A 16,801-nucleotide genomic window follows, 5' to 3' on the forward strand; every position below is an offset into this window, starting at 1 on the left:
AACGATTATCCTAGAGAAATAATGTTATCGAATACCTTACCAGCGTCTTTAATTTTTTGTTCGTTCCCCATTGTACAAATATGATTGTCCTTCAACACTGGTTCAACCACATCTGCTAAAGCAACGATATCCTCTGGCTTACAAGCGATAACTTGTTTACGAAACTCTACCTTATCCTCTAGTTTAGCACCGCTAAAATACATCCCCATCGCACGTGGACCACGCAACGTAGGAGTCATAGGCAAGTCCAAGGAGCTCATAGTACCGATAATATATTTACGCATCTCACGATCAGTCAACGTAAACTCACGAAGGTATTGAGGTAATTCTTTATATACATTTAATGTTTCTACCAAGTTTGGATCGCGATAGCTACAGAAAATCATATTACCATCGTCATAGAAGTTTGCGAAGGCACCGTAAGCACCGCCTTGTACACGAATACGAATCCAAAGATACTCATAACGTAAAATCGTTTCCAATACACTCATTGGTCCTACGTGTTTATACCCATGGTCTATAAAGTTACCACCTTGAGCTACGTATTGAACCTTACCAGCTGTAACGATACCATCATTACCAGACAAACGTGTAATTTTTAATGTATCATTACTTAAGTCAGTAGTATCCCAGGTTTCAACCAATGGTTTCATGAGATTTTCAAAGGCTTCTAATTCTCCTTCTTCACCAACGAACATGATATCCACATTATTAGCGCGGAAAATCTTACGAGCCACATCAGCTAATTTTTCCGGCAATAATGGTAATGCCGCAGGATTAGAAGCCAATTCGCTAATCTTTTGATAGTAACCAAAGTTACCATTATCTCTAAATTTACCAACTGCAGATACTTGTGCCATAACACGTTGACTTACAATGGAGTTGCCACGACGAAACGCTTCATTATCCCAAATAGCTTTGCTTTCTTGAACAAGTTCGGTCAAGCGTCTATGGTCACTATAATCTGCTTTTTGTACTACTTCGTTAATCAAACGGCATAAGTCAGGTAATTTAGAATGCAAGGATTTAGCTCGAACAATCATGAGAGGCGAAAATTCATCACGCTTACCATCTTTGCTAATAGCCGTAATATCTGAGCTTAAACCACCAAGATTCATATTGATATCTTTCGCCAATGCTTCGTAGCCACGTTCAGATGTGTTGATACGACCGATAATATCACTTAGAATATCGGCATAGAACAACTCATCTTCTGTAAGACAACTTAAATTAAAGTAAAGACCTACATAGTTGATGCCTTTTGTGAAAGTAGGTACAAAATGTACTGTAGTATTGCCAATTTTACTTTCACGACGTTCTACTTCTTCAATATTAGGATTTAAATCTGATAATTCAAGCAATGGAATCGACGCTAATGCTTCGTCGCTATCTGGAGCCTCTTGACGAAGTTTAAGTCGTTTTGTTTGCTCTACAATCGCTTCGATTTCTTCTGGAGTCATCTTAGCTTTTACAGAAGCTAAATATTCTTTAACCTCTGCATCCTTGCGCTCTTGAAGACCACGTTCAGGATAAATAGAAACAAGCACTTTATGATTGTTATTTAAGATAGATTGACGAATTAAATCTTCAAAGTACGTACCGGATAAGCCCTTGCGAATATTCACTAATGCTTCTTCGTAGTGTAATAACTCAAGTGGGTCATTGTCATATAGCCAATTATCCATCATACGGATAACATAAGCAAGACCAATTGGGCGACCACCAAAGTCGCTTTCACGAAGAGCAAACTCAATGCTATTCAAGGAAGCTTCTAATAATTCTTTATCTAAACCGTTATCACAAAGTTCTTGCAATGTAGATTCCACAATACGCTGCAAGTCAGCTTGTTTATCGAGATTAGAACCAGTTGCTTGCACGGTCCACAAAGGTTGACGAATGCTATCAAGATAATAACCACTCACATCAGAGCCGATACCGGCTTTCACCAAAGCCTGTTTAAGAGGAGCCGCAGGAGATGTCAACAATGCATGTGTTAATACCTCAAAAGCCAAGCTATGCTCAGGAGTTACATCAGGTAACACATAGGCAAAGGAATGTAAAGTTCGGTTGTCTGTTGGCTCTTCAGAACCTACGCTATATGGATAACTTACCACTTTACCTTCCGTAAATGGCGTTTGTATACCAACCTCTGTATTAACCTCAATAGCATCAAAATGACTTAAGTACTCATCATTCAAAAATGCCAATTGCTCTTCAATATTCATATCACCATAAAGGAAGATATAACTATTGGACGGATGATAATGAACTCGATAGAACTCTTGGAACTCTTCATAAGTTAAGTCTGTAATATGGTCAGGATCTCCACCAGAATCAACACCATAAGTGGTATCTGGGAAAAGTTCACGCATCATTTGGCGTTCTAGAACGGAATCCGGAGAGGAATAAACCCCCTTCATCTCATTAAATACAACACCTTTATAGGTAAGTTCATCGTCCGCACTATCTAATTCATAATGCCAACCTTCTTGCATTACGATTTCTGCATCTTCACGAACGCGTGGATACAATACAGCATCAAGATATACGTCCATCAAGTTGTGGAAATCTTTATCATTCTTGCTGGCTACAGGATACATTGTTTTATCAGGGTAAGTCATAGCGTTTAAGAACGTGTTCAAAGATCCCTTAACAAGCTCAACAAATGGCTCTTTTAAAGGAAACTTACGAGAACCACATAAAACGGAATGTTCCATAATATGTGCAACACCAGTACTATTATGTGGTGTTGTTCTAAAAGCGATATTGAATACTTTATTAGAATCTGGTGAATCAATATAAATTAAACGAGCACCAGACTTTTCATGTTTCATTTCATAAGCGGTACCATTGATCTCATCAATGCGCTCAATGCGGTCAAGGCGAAAGCCAGAATAAACCTTATTTATTTCCATGCTGTCCCTTCTTTCTATACTAATATAATGATTTCTCTCTGAATAATTTATTATATCATATCGATGACTCTATATATAGATGTTAAGAATAATTATCGAATTATAAAACCCCATAGGCAAGTATTCCCATGGGGTTCATATTATTTATTATGTTGCATCTGCCACTTTTGATTGCGACGCAAGGTTAATAAGCCTTCTAACACGGCTTCGAATTGTATAAAACTCAATGTATATGGTTGATACATATCTGGTACAACCTTGTAAGTAATAGTAACCTCAGACTTATCGTAATCATAGAAGATACCATGTAAATTACTCATTGTTGTGTAACCAGTTTGAGCTTGTTCCAATGTTGGAATAGGCTGATTTTTTAGATTTCCTAGTAGATCGCTAATGAAACCTTCCTTACGACCTTGGTCATTGAGCATTTCATCCATAAAACTACGTAGACTATCCATGCAATGATTAACCTCGTTGATCTAACAATAAGCCATTATGAATTACACGAACAGCATCTTTTACGCGATCTTCAGCAACAAGACAAGAAATACTAATTTCAGAAGTAGAAATGATTTCAATATTGATACCTTCTTGGCTCAAAATATCAAACATTTGCGCAGCTACACCAGGCTGTCCTAACATACCTGCACCAATAATGGAAACTTTAGCCATTTTTTCATCAATATTAACAGCTTCAATATCTACTGCTTTTTGTAATTCTTCTAATACTTCTCGAGCTAATACCACATCATCCATAGCTACTGTAAAGATAAGATCAGTTTTTGGTTCTCCTACGGAACGGATAGATTGAACAATCATATCTACGTCAACGTTTCTAGCAGCTAATGCTTTGAATACAGTCGCTGCAACGCCTGGTTTATTTTCAACGCCTACAAGGGCTACTTTTGCTGTATTTGTATCATCAGCTACGCCAGTAATTACGTGTTTATTTGCTTCCACAGTATAATCCTCCCGAATAATAGTACCTGGTTTATCACTAAATGTAGAACGTACATGAATAGGTACACCATAACGGAAACCCATTTCTACGGCACGCGGCTGCATTACACCTGCACCAAGGCGTGCCATTTCAAGCATTTCGCCATACGTTACTTCTTCTAATTTGAAAGCTTCCTTCGCCACGCGAGGATCTGTAGAATATACGCCGTCTACATCCGTAAAAATCTCACATACATCCGCTTTCATAGCACCTGCCAATGCAACAGCTGTTGTATCAGAGCCACCACGGCCTAATGTCACCATATCACCATATTCAGTTATACCTTGGAAACCAGCAACTACTACAATTTTACCTTCATCCAAAGCTTCAAACACACGATTAGGATCAACGCCCAAAATGCGACCTTTATTAAACGTATCACTACTTGTAATACCTGCTTGATCACCTGTTAAGGATACAGATTCCTGACCACGTTCGTTAAAAGCCATTGCCATCAATGCAATTGTTACTTGTTCACCGGTAGACAACAAGCGGTCCATTTCGCGACCATACGGCTTGGATGTAACTTGTTTAGCTAAGGCCACCAAGTCATCAGTTGTATCACCCATAGCAGATACAACAAGAACGATTTTATCGTCAGCTTGCTTCTCACGAAGAACGCGATCAACAATATTAAATATTTTTTCTGGTGTAGCTACGGAACTACCACCAAATTTTTTAACGATTAAGGCCACAATAATCCCTCATTTAACTATGTTTACTAAATATCAATATGCATATACTTTACCACAAACAAATAGCACTGTAAAGGGATGTACAGCAATTAATCCACTGGAGTGATACAAAACTCCTTTTTATGCGGACATTAAAAATCAAATAATATGTCTATAATATTATGAATATGCATTAAACAATCCTAACATGTATCAGCCATAATGCCATTAAATATCTACTATTAAAAGTTTAACTTTGCCTCATTATTAAACTATGTGAACACATAGATATACAAAAAGACCAGCCCTAGGACTGGTCTTTATTAGTTGTAATAGTTAATTAAGCAACTACGATATCTTTTTCGGATTCCCACAAACCGTGGATATTGCAGTAGGAAACAGCGATCAATTTACCAGATTTTTTCAAAGCTACTGCTAAAGTACCTTCAGAAACTGCTGCTACAGGACCTTCGTTTGCAGTTGCACCGTCACCATGAACGTTGAACTCGATAGCGCCAACTTCGAATGGTAATTGAGTGCCTTCAGCTACGAAGTACAATTTAATCCAATCAATGTGATGTTCTACAGTGTTTGGATGTGCAATGTCTTTACCTACGGATAAAGTAACGTGGAATGTTTCACCTGCTTTTACAGTGTCAACTGTTTCGATAACAGGAACGTGTTTTTCAGTAGCGAAATCGCCAGATTTAATGTAATCATGTACAGCCATAGTTAACCTCCTGGTTAGTCTTATATACATACTTAATGTCAAGAATATTGAGCACCTCTGTGCTTATGACTATATTATACATTTTCGATATAGTTTTAGCAAGTTCTTTTTCGATTTTTTTCGATTTTTTTGAATTAAATCAAAATTCTATTCCTTTAGCAGCTTTTATGCCCTTTTCATAAGCATGCTTTACTACCTTCATTTCTGTTACAGTATCCGCCATATCAATGATTTCAGGTTTAGCATAACGCCCCGTCAAAACAACATGAAGTCTTTTTGGCTTATTTTTAAGCATTTCCACTACAGAGTGCACATCGATAAGCTCATAATTAATGGCATTATTTATTTCATCCATAACAATTAGATCCCATTTGTCGGAATTTACTTCCTCTACTAATGTACGCCAAGCGACTTGTGCTGCTTCTTTGTGACGAGAAAGCTCAGCTTCCCCAACTTCATCCCGTTTATAGTAAATAAAGCCTTTTCCCATAGAGCGAATTTCAACTTGATCACCTAGTTTAGCAAGACCTGCCAATTCACCATAGCCATTGCCGCTCTTAATAAATTGTAATATAAGAACCTTGAAACCTTGTCCAACAGCACGCAAAACAACACCTAAAGCAGCTGTTGTTTTACCTTTACCATTGCCTGTATTAACTAGAATTAAACCTCGTTCATTCATAATAGCTCCTTTAATACGAACCTGCCCCTTAGAACTAACTATTCCCAATCAATAACATCTCACTAGTACTTAGCTATGTAATCGCAACAATACTTATGAATGTATTTACGATAATACTTATAAATGTAATTGCGATAATACTTAATGATATAAACCGATTAAATACATCAATTACTTTTGAGCTTTATAAGTAGCACATGTATCAACAAAGTGTTGTGCCCCTTCATCAGAGCCAGCAAAGTTCAAATGTAAGTAAGAAGCTAATACATTTTTTGTTGCATAGCCGCCGTCATACGATTGAGGTTTACGGCCTCCTTCTAAATGAAAAGCCCATGGGAAGTCATCTATAGTTGGCTCCATTGTAGAGAAATGGAACTCATGACCACGAATAGCTGTATTCATAGCGCCTAATAAAGTATCTCTCTTTGCAGTTGCTGTAACATACCCCACCTTTTGAAGCTTTTGTTGCATCACACAATTGGCAGGTACAATACCTACAGTTTTATATACAAAACCTTCAAAATCATGAATGCTTTCACAAAGATACATAAGGCCACCACATTCGGCATAAATAGGCATACCTTGTGCATTAGCTTGGCGAATGGATTCCTTCATAGACTCATTGCTAGATAACTGGAATAAAAACATTTCTGGGAAGCCACCCCCAAATACAAGTCCGTCTACATCAGGAATTACCGAATCATTAAGCGGACTAAAATAAACAAGCTCAGCCCCTTTTTCCTCTAACGCAGCAAGACTAGCTGGATAGTAAAAAGAGAACGCCTCATCATAAGCTACACCGATTTTCACACGTTTTTCAATGGTTTTAACATCTATAGCATCTGGTAGTTCGATAGTTGGTGCATTAGTAGCAATTTCCAATAGTGCATCGAGATTTACCATTTTCTCAACAGCTTCTCGAATCGTATTAATCGCCTCTGTTGGATCAATTTCAGTAACCGGTGTAAGTCCTAAATGACGTTCTGGAGAATGCATACGATCATCACGATAAATGGCACCAATAACAGGTACGCCAATTTTATCCATCCCTTCACGAACCATACGCTCATGATTAGCTGAGCCTAAGCGGTTCAAGATGACACCGCCAAAGTTTACCTCTGGGTCATAATCACGGAAACCTTTTGCAATAGCAGCCGCACTTTCACCCATAGCCTTGCAATCAATAACGAGCACCACTGGTGCATTTAACTGTTTAGCAATTTGAGCTGTAGAGCTAACACCTTCTCGCCCACCATCATAAAGGCCCATAACACCTTCAATAATGGCAAGGTCTACATCGTGCGCCATAGTAGCAAAGAAAGGATTTAATTTATGAGGTGGCACAAGCCACGTATCTAAATTATAACTGTCACGGCCGGATGCAATTTTATGAAAGCCCGGATCAATATAATCCGGGCCCACTTTAAAGGATTGCACCGTACGTCCACCATTTGCATAAGCGGCCAATAAGCCCGCTACGATAGTTGTTTTACCAACACCAGAATTAGTGCCAGCAATGACAACACGTGGAATCTGTACTGTGTTCATAGATATTACCTCGTAATACGATGTGTTTGTTAACGATCCTTGCGTTTTGCAAGAATTGTAGATAAGTAGTTGAGTTTAGTATCTTTTGGCATATTATCTAAACCTATAAATACTTGCTCATCAGGCAAGCCTACACGGCTAATCATAACCGCATCATCTGCCATATTATGTTTAATCAAGGTTTCTTGTACTTCATCAAAGTTTTTATATACCTTCATGATAACTGCATCATCTGCAACAGCTAATACAGCATCGATTTTTTCTTTAGGCGCTGTAGCTGGAACGATGGCCAATACCTCTTCCTTCTCTACAATTGGATAGCCAAGGTGAGATCCGATAGCACAGAATGCAGTCACACCAGGAATTGTTTCAATTTCATGACCTGTATTTTCAATCAAACGATATACATACATATATGTACTATAGAACATCGGGTCACCCAATGTTAAGAATACAACACTTTTACCTTCATCTAAGTAAGACAAGATAATGCGTTTAGCCTCTTGCCAGCCTTCCTCTTGCGTAGAATCATCCAACACCATTGGGAATACAACGGGAACGATTTCTGTATGTTCTTGTATATATGGGGATGCAATATCAAGGGCTACGGAACCATCTTTCTTTTCTGTTTTAGGTGTGATAATAATATCTGCTTCACCTACGATGCGAGCAGCTTTCACAGTCATCAATTCAGAATCGCCAGGGCCTACGCCAATACCATATAATTTACCTTTCATGGGTATCTCCTCTTCTTATAGCTACACTCTATTTATAATTGCAATATCTTTTATTATAACTAATTTATGCAATATATACAAAGGCACTATTTAATATTTGGTATTGTAGGACGATGAGCACTACGTTTGCCATACAAATCATCGATACAATCTTGTAAATGCTGACGGAAAATATCTTGAATTACTTCGTACTCACCTAAACCAGCATTGATTGGTTTAACCTCATAACCTGCTTCAGCGAGTTCATTCACTATACTATCCTCTTCATCGCCAAAGAGATCATTTTGCGCATGATCACCAAGGACTAATAATAATGGATGTAAATAAATCGTATTTGGGCGCTTACCATCGAGCCACTCCCAAGGTGTTGCTACGTCGGCCACATAAGGAGCATTCTCTAGCACAGCGATACGTACATTCGTAAGACCAGCACGAATCAATTTGAACTGTAAATTACCATACGAGGAGTTTCCAGAGCCAAGACCTCCATGACCAACCATTAACAAACCGTCATCCTTAGAAATATTAAGAGATTTAATGAAACGGTCAATCAAGATTTGATAATCATCTGGATGCTCTTCTTGTCCCATGTAGTATACGAGAGGTCTACCTACACGCAACACTTCAAGTTGTCCTTCACCCTCATGAGCAAGAATATTATTTTTCAATTTATCGAACTCCTCACCACCGGTGAAATGGAGTGGCTGCACATATACATGTGTATAACCTTCTTGAATTAGTTTTTCTAACGCCCCTTGTTCAGTAGGAATCTCAATACCACGATCACGTAATCGCTTAACGATGATACGAGACGAAAAAGCTAATTCCACCGTATAATCTGGATACGATTTACGAATATGTTCTACTACGGAATCGATATTATGTTCACGAGCACTGTCCACAGTGGATCCAAAGGCAACAACTAAGATAGCTTGTTTCATGAATGTCTCCTTATATTAACTATTAATGTATCTTAATCATACCATAGACCATCCTTTAGGGGCATACCGTGGTACGTATAAAATAGAAATTATTCTTATCTTTCATGGTAAAAGTAAAAATCCTCCTCATTGGATATCCAACAAGGAGGATTTTTATTAATGTAAAGGGATGGAGTAATGTATGTCTAATTATGCAATAGCAAATATTAAGAAATCAAACCTTGCGCTTCTAAGCGAGAATTTGTCATGACAGGTTTTACGGATTCTCTAGGCATGGGCCGCTTCCGATCAGACATACGGATAGCTTGACCTAAATGTTTCAAGAACAAATCTTGTACATATGGGTTTTCCCCAAGCCCTTCATTCCAGATATCTACATTGTAGCCTTCCTCAGCGAGTAAAGCATAAATGGAATCGGAGCGTTCACCGCCAAGATAGTCCATTAAATGTGTAGAACCTATAAGAGCCAATGGTACAACTAACAAATCTTTATGCCCCATACGATCCAAGAAAGTAAGAGCTTGTTTGAAGGTAGGGAAACCATTTGTAGTAAATACTACTACGTTTGGCGCTGCTCCATACATAGCCTTTAATTGCAAAGTACTGAACTCTAATTGATTTTGACCATTCGCCATGAGTACAACAGATTTATTAAGTGCTTTTGTATTAACATGACGAACAATGCTTTCTAATGTTGCTTCATAATCATCGGCATAATTTTTTACACCTAAAGAGGTAAGCAATGGTTTACCAATATTAACCTGACTAAAACCATATTCATTGCTATGTAAAAATTTTAATGCTTGTTTGCGCATTTGTTGGTAGCACTGATCTGCCACCAATGTAATAGGTTGAATGTACACCTCATCGATACCCATACGAGCGAAATCTTGCATAGCCTCTGTGAAAGAAGAAATCTTATCTTCGTACTTCTCATTCCACTTCTCTACTAATGCATCAGATAAGAATACACGGCGTACCTCCATATCGCTATACATGGAACGTACTTTTTTCTCTATACTGCCAATGGATTTCTCCACAGCATCTTGGTAAATTGATCCAAAGGATGCAATAATTATGCCTTTCATATGTGACCTCCATATTACTCATACATGAAACAACTTTCACAATTGAAAATTGTTATCAACTACTATGTGTCAATAATACATGATTGAACTACGAAAGTCAATGAGAAATATTATCACTAATTGCACTGGCATCAATGTACCGCCATGAACCTTTAAATAATATTAGATATAGTACATATACATTTACATAAGGTATGAACACCCCAAATAACCAAAAAGCACTACTATAAGAATCATGTAACCGCAGAATTAGTACTTTTAATAAATATATAAAACACCAAATCAAAAAAATAGCTACAATAGATGATAAAAATATATTCTTTAATAATATTGTAGGTAAAATAGTCCCTATTAAATAAATTAATATTACAAGTAATAGAACCATGAATTGATATACTATATAATAATATATCAATTCACCTCTTGATATACGGCCCTTCCAGTTAAATAACTCAAGCGATAAGCTTTTTTTTTAAATCGGTAAGATTTTATATAAGGAAAATTCATCTAAAAATTGTTCAAACCCGCCATAGTCAATTCTTATAAAGCTAGACCCCACCTTTTCAATACAATTTGATAAGCCATAGTCATTATTATATTCATTACTAGGAAACAAAGATAATATTAATAACCCTACTACCAATATGTTTAAATTAACTGACATATTTGTAATCAAGGAATCCTCTGTATATGTTACCTCTAATATAGGTGGTAAATAATTTAAATAATTAGTGTACAACGTATATATACCGGCTACTATTACAAATCCTGAAATCCATTTTTGATTAACATCTAGAACTCGTCTAATTGCTAGTAAAGAAAAAATTACTAACGATATTACTAAATTAGTATATCCAATTAAAGACACTACACTCTCTTCATACTCTGGTAAGGAATTAAATGTTAGTCCTGGCATAGCAATATAAGAAAAATATACTAATATTATAGAAAGTAAGTAAGGAGTACGAGTAATACGCCATGATAACATTAAAGATTTAACGTTAGTTCTTAACAAAAATAACTCGTCCTTAATTGCTTTTGCGCTTATAATATCTTTCAAGATCATATTTTGTAATATCCTTCCACCCTTGATCAAATAAAATTTTATATTTTCCATTCTCCTCTTCTACAATATAATCTCTCCCATTACCTTTATTAGTCCAACTACTGCTATACTATATAAAACAAGAAAAAAGATAATGATGAACCTAATTCGACTTACAATGATATCATACATTCTCTTGTCACCAGCTGTGATCGTACCACTGCGATTACTTCGCCATAAATCATATACACAAGCGATACAAAGAATAATTATTAAAATATACTTCAAATCTATCATATAACTAGGCAACGCAATATAACCACTAAATAATGTAAGTCCGAAGAAACAATTCCCTAAGATACCAATTACAATTTTAACTATTTGCTGTCTAGCTATAATAACGTGATAATTCACCATTAATAAGCCAAAGAGGCCAATTACAGTATTCTCAAACATATCTACCCTACTAATTTAAAACTATAGTACTATAATCTATTTAATATATACATTACACTATTACTTCAAGATACACAAAATGGTGTTGAACTCAAAGGAGGACAACACCATTTTTTAATTAAGAATCATATTAAAATCTAAAAGAATACTATCCAAACTAACACTAATCCATATAAAAACATGATTGCATGAATTGTTAGAATTGAATTAATTATACTTTTCTTTTTTCTTTCATCATCACTATTTTTATATTTATATCTATGTAACCATAATATACAAAAATACATGATAACCGCTAATACCATACCTGAATAAAAATATGTATCTGATACAAAATAGTTAGCTTCATATAATTGATTTATTAAGTATCCAGCAATTAATATCACAAGCAATATAGACTCTATTAAGACTTGTGATTTATTCTTTGCTTTATGCATAAGAAAAATATCATATATTAACCATATGCTGATTCCCCAAATTAATAGATTATAAATCATATATTATGTCTCACCCATAAAATTTAAAATTCTTATTAATATATGTAATATTTTTAAGCATAATAAATCTGATAAAAGGGCCTTCCATAGCCACTACAACTTCTGTAATTTTATTTTACTAAAATATTTTTTATATTTCTTATAATAGCATATTTTGATGGGACACCTATATGACTAAAGTAATAAAAATGGCGACCTGTACTTGTGCAGCGACATCAGGAACGAGGAGCAAACAAGTATAGGTCGTCATTTTTAAGGTAGTTGTAGTAATATTATTGGGCCCCATCAAAATATATTTAAAATAAAATTACTCATATATTCACATATTCATATCCTTATAACCAACAAGAATATAATTATAAAATGTACTATCATACTTTATTCATCACATTAATTTATTAATAATCTCTCAAATTCCTTATACTTCTAGGGGTATAGGGTTTATTGACACCTGTTTTCCGCTTTGTTACGATTGAAATAAGGTTATATATATGCGATGAATCCATAGTTTTCATATAATAGAACTATGTAAATGATTGCATATTAGTGTAGTTATAGTTATAGATAGGAGTATAGAAATGAAAAAACAATTAGCTTTAGCATCCGCTATTCTAGGTCTTGCAGTATCCTTTGGTGCACCAGTTGTATCTAATGCTGCATATCAATTAAATGAGGAAGTAAAAGATCCTACACCAGCATTGAAAGAAGCCGCTGCAATTGGTGTTCGTACACATAATACAGAAGCTTTACAAAACTTGCCAAACAAAGATGCTATGGTTGTTATGAGCTTTGGTACAACTTATAAAGATACTCGTGTGAAAACAATCGATGCTACTGTAGATGCTATTAAGGCAGCACACCCAAATACTAAAGTGATAACTGCTTTCACAAGCCATATTATTCGTGATCGTATCCAACAAAAAGAAGGCATTACATACCCTACACCTGAAGAAGCTTTAGCTGAACTTAAAAAAGATGGTTACACTCGCGTTGCATTGGCATCTCTAGATGTAATTCCTGGTATGGAATATAACTACGATGCAGCAGTATATAATTTATACAAAAATGATTTCAAAAAAATGACACTCGGTACTTCTCTTATGTACTGGATGGGTCAAGAAAACCAAACTGACCAAGTTATTGAAACATTAAAAGCTGTTCAATCCCAATTCCCTAAATTAGGTAAAGAAGATGGTCTTCTTATCATGGCTCATGGTACTCCAGATCCTTCCAATGCATACTATTCTGTAATTCAAGACCGTATCCATACTCTTGGCATGAAAAATGTATTCATCTACACAGTAGAAGGTACACCAAATCTTGAACAAGTTATCCCTCAATTGAAATTACATGGTATTAAACATGTTACATTGATGCCTTTCATGATGGTTGCTGGTGACCATGCAAACAACGACATGGCTGGTAACGAACCAGATTCCCACAAATCCATTCTTGAAAAAGAAGGCTTCAAAGTTGACACTTACATCCATGGTTTAGGTGAAAACCAAAACATCCGTAACTTATTCGTTGAACGTGCTAACGAAGCTTGGGATGCATTAGAAAAATAATCAATATAACTAAGATCGTTATTGCATATATAACATTCATAGGAGTACATCATGAAAAAACTACTACTCGGTAGTATCGCTTTGGTTATGATTGTACTAGCACTAGCTGGGTGTGGTAAAACCACATCCAGCTCTTCTGCTACTACGAAGGAATTGACCTTTAATGGCCAAACCTATACTGTACCAAAGGATCCACAAAAAATTGCTGTATTATCTAATTCTGTTTTATCTATGCTTTATGCTGTCGATGGTAAGGCTATTAGCCGTGCCAATACAACGGATAAACTAGCACCAGAGTTAGAAGCTCTACCAGCTCTTGGTCAAACTGCAAATATCAACATGGAACAATTATTAGGCTTGAAGCCAGATGTAGTATTGGGTTTAGTAAATCAACATAAAAAATATGAATCTCAATTACAAGCTAATAATATTCCAACCGTACTTTTTGATTACGATGGTATTAAAGATAATGTACCAATGTTAACATTTCTTGGCGAATTAACTAATCATCAAGATAAGGCTAAGTCTGTTATTACTACCTATGAAAACAATATTACCAAGGTAAAAGATGCAGTTAAGAATCAACAACCTGCACGTGTTGCCGTGTTACGTGCCACAGGAAAGGGTGTAACTGCCGAAACTGATGAAGCAGTTACTGCATCAATGGTAAAAGAACTAGGTATGACAAATGTTGTCTCCTCTCACCTAGATGGTACAACGAAGGACAAAACGGTCCCTTACTCTCTTGAAACATTGACTGCAGATAACCCTGATATTATCTTTGTTGTTACAATGGGTAAAGAAGAAGAAATTACAAAAGCTATGAAACAAGCTATGACAGATAATCCTGCATGGGCCAATTTAAAAGCCGTACAAAATAACCGCGTAATATACTTACCATCCAAACTATTCCTATTAAACCCAGGTCTACAAACACCTGAAGCTATGGCACGATTAGTTAAAGAAGCATACGGTATTAATGTTACATTCTAATATATTACTTCATACGAAAGAGGGCATCCCCCAAAAGGGAATGCCCTCTTTTTCAATTAGTATCAAACTACTCAACTAGTCCTTTTACGCGCACATATTTTTTATTATCAAAAGTATCAAGTTGTACATCTACAGAGAATACATCTCTAAACAACTCATCCGATATAATTTTACTTGTCTCTCCTGACGTTATTAAATGACCTTCTTTTATAACAGCCATATAATGTGAATATTGAACCGCCTGTGTAAGTTCGTGAAGTACCATGAGAACGGTTAAATCTTGTTCCTTATTTAATCGTTTCAATAACTCCATAATTTCTAACTGGTGATTAATATCTAAATATGTTGTTGGTTCGTCTAATACTAATAATTTTGGTTGCTGTGCTAGCGCCATAGCAATCCAAACGCGTTGCCGTTCGCCACCAGATAGGGATGGAATTAATTGTTCTCTCAAATGATTCGTTTTCGTAATATCTAACGCATAGTCAACGATTTCACGATCTTCTTTAGCCGTGTTTTTCCACCATGTTTGGTATGGATACCGTCCGCAATATACCAATTCTTCTACAGTCATATCCTTTGGCATATTCGGTACTTGTGGCAAAAATGCCATTTGCCGTGCCAGATGATTTTGAGAATATGATTGTAACGGTTTATCAAATATGGTAATACATTCATGAGGACTATGGATATATCCGATCATAGATCGTAAAAGCGTACTTTTACCACAACCATTAGGCCCTATTAATGTCGTAATTTTACCGATAGGGACCGATACATTAATGTCATGTAGAATATGACGATTACCAAGAGTTACGGATAACTGTTTTACATCAATAGCGGTATTCATTAGTTATCCCTCCTCAACAGATACAAGAAGAACGGAGCTCCAAAGAATGCCATAATAATACCCACTGGTACCTCTATAGGGCTCCACATAACACGTCCTATTGTATCACTGACAACAAGAACTAAGGCGCCTAATAATGCGGATCCAGGCAGCAAATATGCATAGTCGTTACCGATTATAAGACGTAACATATGGGGAATAACCAAACCTACAAATCCGATAAGCCCAGCTATACTTACAGCACCAGCCGCTAAAAGAGCAGCCACTGCAGTCATAATAAACCGTGTTTGTTCTACCTTAAGGCCTAGTCCCTTTGCAGTTTCGTCACCTAAACTTAAAATGGTAAGTCGTTTAGCTCCTAAACAAGCAAAAATAAGTCCAACTATAGCATATGGAAACAGCACTTCTACCTGAGGCCAACTGCGTGCAGCGAGTCCTCCTACCATCCAAAGCAATGCCCCTTGTACACGATCACCAAAGAATACAAGTAGTGCTGAAATACCTGATCCTAAAAAGGCTGCGACCGCAACACCAGCTAAGATAATACGACTAGGTCGCACTCCATTTTTCCATGCTAATGCATACACCATGAGTGCTGCAGCCATAGCACCTAAAAAGGCCACTAAAGGAACTATATGATCATACCCAGGAAATAAAATAAATATGATAACACCAGCTAATCCGGCACCAGAGGATACCCCTACAATCTGTGGATCTGCTAGGGGATTTTTCATAACTGCTTGCAAAATTGCACCAGATACAGCTAGACAAGCCCCCACTAACGCAGCTACAATATTGCGAGGCAATCGAATATTCCAAATAATTTGTGAAGATGTATCAGTTAGTTCACTAGACCATAATGTATGCCAAATCTCAGCTAATGATACGGGTGTTGATCCCCAAATAAGAGATATAATCATGCTCATAATAACGGCGATGATTAAGATACAAATCACTGATACACGAAATAATTTTCGTTTATTACTTGATGCCATATGAACCCCCTCTCAAAATTAACTATATTATAAGAAATTTACTATAGTATAATTATCGTGTTTAGCTAATTTATGTTTAGCT

Annotated in this window: 16 protein-coding genes; 2 read left to right on the plus strand and 14 right to left on the minus strand. The window is 36.3% G+C overall.

The features are described 5' to 3' along the window. Positions 1-5 precede the first annotated feature (5 nt). The 12 genes from B1A77_RS08805 to B1A77_RS10170 all read right to left on the minus strand — a co-directional run bounded on the left by B1A77_RS08805 (position 6) and on the right by B1A77_RS10170 (position 11,816). The gene (locus B1A77_RS08805; protein WP_077708515.1) at positions 6-2,915 is read right to left on the minus strand and encodes an insulinase family protein; all 2,910 of its coding nucleotides are present in this window, start codon (positions 2,913-2,915) and stop codon (positions 6-8) included. Between the two features lie 140 nt (positions 2,916-3,055). Further along, positions 3,056-3,373 (minus strand): hypothetical protein, encoded by a 318-nt coding sequence (locus B1A77_RS08810; RefSeq protein WP_004696238.1) that lies wholly within the window; start codon positions 3,371-3,373, stop codon positions 3,056-3,058. A 7-nt stretch (positions 3,374-3,380) separates the two neighbouring features. Then, on the minus strand, positions 3,381-4,610 hold the full coding sequence (locus tag B1A77_RS08815; protein ID WP_004696945.1) for an aspartate kinase: 1,230 nt from the start codon (positions 4,608-4,610) through the stop codon (positions 3,381-3,383). Positions 4,611-4,929: 319 nt separating this feature from the next. After that, the gene (locus tag B1A77_RS08820) at positions 4,930-5,319 is read right to left on the minus strand and encodes a class II SORL domain-containing protein (protein WP_004696242.1); all 390 of its coding nucleotides are present in this window, start codon (positions 5,317-5,319) and stop codon (positions 4,930-4,932) included. Between the two features lie 139 nt (positions 5,320-5,458). Continuing rightward, a complete protein-coding gene (cobO, locus tag B1A77_RS08825; RefSeq protein ID WP_077708516.1) occupies positions 5,459-6,001 on the minus strand; it encodes a cob(I)yrinic acid a,c-diamide adenosyltransferase in 543 nt (180 codons plus the stop codon). Positions 6,002-6,172: 171 nt separating this feature from the next. Further along, positions 6,173-7,549: a cobyrinate a,c-diamide synthase gene (locus tag B1A77_RS08830; RefSeq protein WP_077708517.1), complete on the minus strand. Its 1,377-nt coding sequence runs from the start codon at positions 7,547-7,549 to the stop codon at positions 6,173-6,175. A gap of 29 nt (positions 7,550-7,578) precedes the next feature. Continuing rightward, positions 7,579-8,286, minus strand: coding sequence for a precorrin-2 C(20)-methyltransferase (gene cobI / locus B1A77_RS08835; RefSeq protein WP_077708518.1), 708 nt, complete (start codon positions 8,284-8,286; stop codon positions 7,579-7,581). 86 nt (positions 8,287-8,372) lie between these two features. After that, entirely contained in the window at positions 8,373-9,227 is an 855-nt protein-coding gene (locus B1A77_RS08840; RefSeq protein ID WP_077708519.1) for a sirohydrochlorin cobaltochelatase, read from the minus strand. 206 nt (positions 9,228-9,433) lie between these two features. Next, entirely contained in the window at positions 9,434-10,315 is an 882-nt protein-coding gene (locus tag B1A77_RS08845) for a sirohydrochlorin cobaltochelatase (protein ID WP_008714159.1), read from the minus strand. Between the two features lie 97 nt (positions 10,316-10,412). Beyond that, positions 10,413-10,730, minus strand: coding sequence for a DUF805 domain-containing protein (locus B1A77_RS10290; RefSeq protein ID WP_187658820.1), 318 nt, complete (start codon positions 10,728-10,730; stop codon positions 10,413-10,415). A 57-nt stretch (positions 10,731-10,787) separates the two neighbouring features. Then, the gene (locus B1A77_RS08855) at positions 10,788-11,432 is read right to left on the minus strand and encodes a DUF805 domain-containing protein (RefSeq protein ID WP_077708521.1); all 645 of its coding nucleotides are present in this window, start codon (positions 11,430-11,432) and stop codon (positions 10,788-10,790) included. Between the two features lie 9 nt (positions 11,433-11,441). Further along, entirely contained in the window at positions 11,442-11,816 is a 375-nt protein-coding gene (locus B1A77_RS10170; protein WP_077708522.1) for a hypothetical protein, read from the minus strand. Between the two features lie 1,075 nt (positions 11,817-12,891). On the opposite strand from B1A77_RS10170, the gene B1A77_RS08870 reads away from it, so the two are divergent. Next, entirely contained in the window at positions 12,892-13,881 is a 990-nt protein-coding gene (locus tag B1A77_RS08870) for a sirohydrochlorin cobaltochelatase (RefSeq protein WP_004696254.1), read from the plus strand. Positions 13,882-13,932: 51 nt separating this feature from the next. After that, complete coding sequence (locus tag B1A77_RS08875) at positions 13,933-14,874, plus strand: ABC transporter substrate-binding protein (RefSeq protein ID WP_004696256.1); 942 nt, start codon at positions 13,933-13,935, stop codon at positions 14,872-14,874. Between the two features lie 67 nt (positions 14,875-14,941). On the opposite strand, the gene B1A77_RS08880 is transcribed toward B1A77_RS08875, so the two are convergent. After that, a complete protein-coding gene (locus B1A77_RS08880) occupies positions 14,942-15,724 on the minus strand; it encodes an ABC transporter ATP-binding protein (RefSeq protein ID WP_004696257.1) in 783 nt (260 codons plus the stop codon). Beyond that, the gene (locus tag B1A77_RS08885; protein ID WP_004696259.1) at positions 15,724-16,719 is read right to left on the minus strand and encodes a FecCD family ABC transporter permease; all 996 of its coding nucleotides are present in this window, start codon (positions 16,717-16,719) and stop codon (positions 15,724-15,726) included. The genes B1A77_RS08880 and B1A77_RS08885 overlap by 1 nt, the downstream gene beginning before the upstream one ends. Between the last annotated feature and the right edge of the window lie 82 nt (positions 16,720-16,801).

This window comes from Veillonella parvula (genome assembly GCF_002005185.1).
GTDB lineage: Bacteria > Bacillota > Negativicutes > Veillonellales > Veillonellaceae > Veillonella > Veillonella parvula_M.